This window comes from Roseofilum sp. SBFL (genome assembly GCF_017746885.1).
Classification (GTDB): domain Bacteria; phylum Cyanobacteriota; class Cyanobacteriia; order Cyanobacteriales; family Desertifilaceae; genus Roseofilum.
Map to the genome: position 1 here is coordinate 1 of NZ_JAGHZH010000001.1, position 5,000 is coordinate 5,000.

Annotated in this window: 3 protein-coding genes and 1 pseudogene; 2 read left to right on the forward strand and 2 right to left on the reverse strand. The window is 44.6% G+C overall.

What is annotated here, in order from left to right; genetic code table 11:
* A pseudogene (locus tag J7545_RS00005) lies at positions 1-519 on the forward strand (ATP-binding protein); the annotation flags it as partial.
* Between the two features lie 210 nt (positions 520-729).
* Here the strand turns inward: J7545_RS00005 and J7545_RS00010 are convergent.
* Together J7545_RS00010 and J7545_RS00015 are read right to left on the reverse strand one after the other, a co-directional pair.
* Positions 730-1,806 carry a hypothetical protein gene (locus J7545_RS00010; RefSeq protein ID WP_318697928.1) on the reverse strand — a complete coding sequence of 359 codons (1,077 nt, stop codon included), beginning with the start codon at positions 1,804-1,806 and terminating at the stop codon, positions 730-732.
* 149 nt (positions 1,807-1,955) lie between these two features.
* Positions 1,956-3,182 (reverse strand): pentapeptide repeat-containing protein, encoded by a 1,227-nt coding sequence (locus J7545_RS00015; protein WP_318697927.1) that lies wholly within the window; start codon positions 3,180-3,182, stop codon positions 1,956-1,958.
* A gap of 34 nt (positions 3,183-3,216) precedes the next feature.
* On the opposite strand from J7545_RS00015, the gene J7545_RS00020 reads away from it, so the two are divergent.
* Positions 3,217-4,860 (forward strand): tetratricopeptide repeat protein, encoded by a 1,644-nt coding sequence (locus J7545_RS00020; protein WP_318697926.1) that lies wholly within the window; start codon positions 3,217-3,219, stop codon positions 4,858-4,860.
* The last annotated feature ends 140 nt before the right edge of the window (positions 4,861-5,000 follow it).

Sequence of the window (5,000 nt, forward strand, 5' to 3'; positions counted from 1 at the left end):
CTCACCCATCCTCTGCTGACTCAATTATTCCAGCTTTTACGCGATCGCCGATGCTTGCTTGTCCTAGATGACTTCCAACACATTTTTATACCCGGTCAACTTGCCGGACACTATAAACCAGAAGCCCAAGATTACCAAACCTTACTCACCAAAATTACCGAAATTGACCATCAATCCACCCTTCTTGTCATCAGTCAAGAAAAAAATCAACAGATGATGGCTTTAGATACAGAACTTTATCCCATCAAATGTTTAGAACTCGGCGGATTTGACAGCACAGAACTATTGAAAGATGTCGGTTTAGGAGAGAGCGACAGCGCCCTTCAAATCCTGAAAAACTATGAAGGTCATCCGATTTATATTAAACAAATCTCTAGCTTAATTCAAACCCTTTTCTCCGGCAATATTGCTGAATTCCTCACCGAAAAAAAACTAATTCTCACTCAAACTATGCAGACTCGGATGAAAGAGAATTTCAACCGTTTATCGCCTCCCGAACAACAAATTGCCTTCCACTGAAGTCAAAGCAATCTGCCGGTTTTGCGGGAACAATTAAGAGCCGAATCATCCTTATCATCAACTGACTTAATTAACGGATTAGACTCTTTGAAGCGGCGCTATTTGGCAATCTCCATAGAAACAGATGGAATTGCTTTTAGCTTATCTCCTGTTTTTCGAGAATATGTCAGATCGTTAACTTAATACAGGATCGGGAATTAAGCAAGTCCCCTAGAGAGAGTGAGATGTACCGCAGAGCAGAGGAAACCCCTGTATGGCTGCTTGATGACAAAACTGTTGGGCTTGTTTGAGCCAGGCTCGATCGAGCGATCGCTGGCATTCTGGAGCCGCAAATGCGCGATCGTAGGCAATGTCTAAATAGGGATATTTTGCTTTCGTTCCCTGTGCCAACCGTTTAGCCGTATCGATGCGGACATAGATATTTCCCTTCTTCATTTGTTCATTCATGAATGCTAGGGCATCAGCAGAAAAAATACGCGGAGGAGAACAGGAGACTATCTTAGCATAGTTGGATAACTTTTCCAGCAAATTCACATCAATCATTCCCGCATTTAATCCTCCTTTTGGATGCTCCCAAGGAACTGCTACCGCCACATAGGAGGCATCTTCAAATCCTTCTTCTAAAGACTCAGCACAAGTGAGGCGATCCGGATCGATGCCCCGCTCTTGCAGTCGGGATACTTGCTTCTCTCTTGTTGCTTCTTGTAGTGAGGGACTGATCGCTTGTACCTTCAACTGTTTTTCCATCGCTTTATAGATAATCGGTTGAGCAATATTTCCAATCCCTAAAACAACTATTTTATCCTGAATTTTCGCTTTCTCTAATTCCAAATACTCGATCATATGTGCAGCTACAAATGGCGAATTAATGCCTGGTAAATTACCCACAGAAATCCCATATTTTTGCGCCGCCTCTTTATCAATTGCCCGGGTATCTACCCCTCGACGAATCACCAGCAAGGGACGCTCAGACGCAATCGCGTCTCTCCAAGAACCAAAGGCAAACTCTGGAACGGCATTATTGCCTACAATCAGAACATCCGGTTTAAACCCTGCCAACGCCTTCGCTAAATCGATTAATGTCGGATCGTTAGCTTCATCGGGAACTTGAGCAATTGCAATTCCTGGAATATATAAAATCTCTTGATGCTCTATGGAGTGATAAAGCATATGATGATCTATTTCTGTCAGTTGAAATTTTTGCTTGTAGAGGTTACCGATCGGTTCTAGATGTAGCTCTTCAATGATACTGCTGTGAATCGGATGAGACACTAAGATTTTGCACATAACGATTAGATCGCGATTGGAAGCTAGACTCTAATCATAGAATCAAAAAAATCAAACTCCTCAATTTACAGATAGTTTTAATATTTGTGGTTCCCCGTTATTTGTAAGTGGGTATTACCACCCTATTTGTTCATTGAATGGATAGATCTTCAGCGCGTGTGCCAACAATAGCCGGGTTTGCCATCGGGTAAAGTGGCTTGGCAAAAATGGGTTCTAATTAGACTAATATTTTCAGTTGAAACATTCCATAAAATTGCGCCTCGTAAATCGACATTTAACAGGACAATATCACGGAAATCTGCCCCTTCTAAATCGGCATTACGAAAACTGGTATGGCGTAATTCGGCAAAACGGAAGTTAGCTCCGACTAAATCGGCATCCTGGAAACTGGAACTTAAGATAAAAGCATTTTCAAAATTAGCATTTCTTAATCTTGCACCCGTAAAGTTGAGTTGAATTAACCGAGTATTCTGAAAATTGGCATCTCTCAGATCGATTCCAGCTAAATTGACCTTACGCAGGATGATTTCTCCTAACTCTGTATTCCTGAGATTAGCCGTAAATAAATCAGCGCCTCGAAGGTTTGCCCCTTCTAAAATGGCGGACTCTAGATCGGCATTGCGTAAATTGGCTTGTTCAAAACTCGAACTGCTTAAATCGGTCTCACTTAAGAGCGCTCCTTGTAGATTAGCACGATTAAAATTAGCCCGATCTAAGAAAGAACGACGGAAATCAGCAATAACACTATCTGTGTTTTGGAGGTTGGTTTCTTGGAGCGAGGAATTTCTTAAATCAGAGATAAATAAATTGGCGTTTTGCAGATTGGTTTGGTCTAAATTGGCTCCCACTAACCGCGCCCCTTGTAGGGAGGCTCCGTTTAAGTTTGCCCCTTCTAAATTGACATTTTCAAGGTTAGCGCGACTTAAGTTGGCTCCAGATAAATCAACTCCGGCTAAATCCCGATTTTCTGCTCCTTGATTAATTAATTCCCAAGTTAATCGCCATTTGGGGTCAATTAGGGTATCCTCGTCTAAACGGGTGTTGCGCAAATTGGCTCCAGCAAGATTAGCATAACTTAGATCTGCCCCCCTGAGATCTGCGCCTCGGAGATTAGCTCCTTCAAGGTTGGCTCGGCGTAAAAATGCATCTCTGAGATCTGCTTGTTGCAGTTTTGCCTGTTTTAAGTTGGCTCCGGATAGGTTACTATCGCGAAGGAAAGCCCTTTGTAAAGGAGCTGATTCTAGATTACAGCGATCGCAATCACGGGTGCGTCGCAGTCGTTCCATATGTCTGCGCCTAAAGGCTTGTGCGGAACTCGGAGATAGGGCAAAAATAAAGAGGAAAACGACAAAGAGCTTTAGGAGATAGGTATTCATAAGATGTCAGTGTTCTAGGTGGAGTTAAGTCAACGTGAGCAGTAAACGAAGATTTTGGATTTCTCTTTCTGGGGTAGTGCTGGGAATGCTCTGCGGTTTTCCCAGTCGGGTGAATGCACAACTGGAATTTCTCGATCCTTTTCGTCAACTGGCGGATTTTGACTATTGGGCGAATTTATGTAATTTGTCGGTGGATGAAGATGCGGGCAAAATGCTCGAAGCGTGCGAGCAGGCACTGTTAATGAGACCAAAAGATTCTCAAGTGTGGGCCGATCGCAGTCGTATTTTACTACAACAGAATCGCTATGCTGAAGCTATTGCCTCGGCAAATACAGCTACTCGTCTAGAATCCAAGTTTTCCCGCGCTCTTACCTATCGCTGTCAGGCTTTATTGAAGTTAGAGCGCTATGAAGAAGCTCTAGAAGCGTGTGAAGAAGCGCTGCGCTTAGATACGAATTGGGGACAGGAAAATCCAGTCATCGCTTGGTATCAGCGCGGTTTGATTCTAATGGCTCTAGAAGAGTATCAAAATGCAGTAACCTCATACGATCGCGCCTTGAATTTAGAACCAGAGTCTTCCTTGGTTTTAACCTATAAATGTGGGGCGCTGCTAGAGTTGGAACAATATCAAGATGCTATTGCCGCTTGTCAAACGGCGATTGAGATAAATGATAACTGGGAACATGAGTCGCAAACCCTGGCGTGGCAATATTTAGGGGTTGCTTTAAATCAGAGTGAGTTGGCAGAAGGGGCGATCGCCGCTTACGATCTAGCTTTAAATAATAATCCCCAAAATCTACAGGCTTGGATTCAACAGGGAATGGCGCTAAATGAGATGGGGCGAGATTTAGAAGCGCTCAATTCCTACACTCAAGCCCTTTCCCTACAAGCAGATTCTACGTTGGCTCTCGTCCTGCAATGCGAAACGTTGAATAAACTCAAACGCCATGAAGAAGCCATCAAAGCCTGTGAAGCGGCACTCAAAGGCGATGGAACATGGGGAGACATGGGGGTGGCGACAGCCTGGAATCAACTCACGATCGCCTATACTCAACAAGGACAACTCGAACAAGGGTTAGTTGCAGCTAACCGCGCTGTGGGGTTTCGTCCAGATTTTGCCGAAGCGTGGAATAGTCGAGGGGTAACGCTCTGGTATTTAGAAGACTATGGGCAAAGTTTAGACTCGATTGGTCGCGCTCTGCAACTGCAACCGAATTATGTGCAAGCGTGGCTCAATCGGGGGAGGGTGTTGCGATCGGCAGAACGTTATGTAGAATCAGTAGGAGCCTACGATCAAGCCCTACGCTACGAGCCAGAGAATGCCGATGGATGGGCTAATCGCAGTGTAGCCTTATGGTATCTGACCGAGTACGATCGCGCCTTAAAATCGGCACAAGAGGCGATCGCCCTAGATGAAACCTCATTCTTGGGCTGGTACAATCAAGCCGTAACCTATGGTTCCCTCGGTCAATCCGAAAGAGCTATTTATTCCTACGCTCAAGCTGTGCGTCTTGCCCCCAAAAATGCCAGTGTCTGGGCAGCTTTAGGCGTAATGTTACAAAAAGCCGGTCGAGATGCGGATGCGGCTGAAGCCTTTCAAGAAGCCTTAAAACTAGAGCCAGAACAAGAAACCGCCCGTCAAGGCTTACAAAGCCTGAGCCGCAAGCAAGCGCCCTAAAATTTACCAAAGAACTGGGTTTAAAGCCCCGTCCTTTAGCGAAGCGGAGGGCGGCTTTTTTAATTGGTCGCACCATTGAGGAAAATCCATGCTATGATTTATCGCAAGCAAGAACGATAAAACCATGATGGTCTACGAGA

Coding starts and splice junctions, on each gene's coding strand:
- J7545_RS00010 (WP_318697928.1), bottom strand. CDS start 1,806: ATGTGCAAAATCTTAGTGTCTCATCCGATTCACAGCAGTATCATTGAA.
- J7545_RS00015 (WP_318697927.1), bottom strand. CDS start 3,182: ATGAATACCTATCTCCTAAAGCTCTTTGTCGTTTTCCTCTTTATTTTT.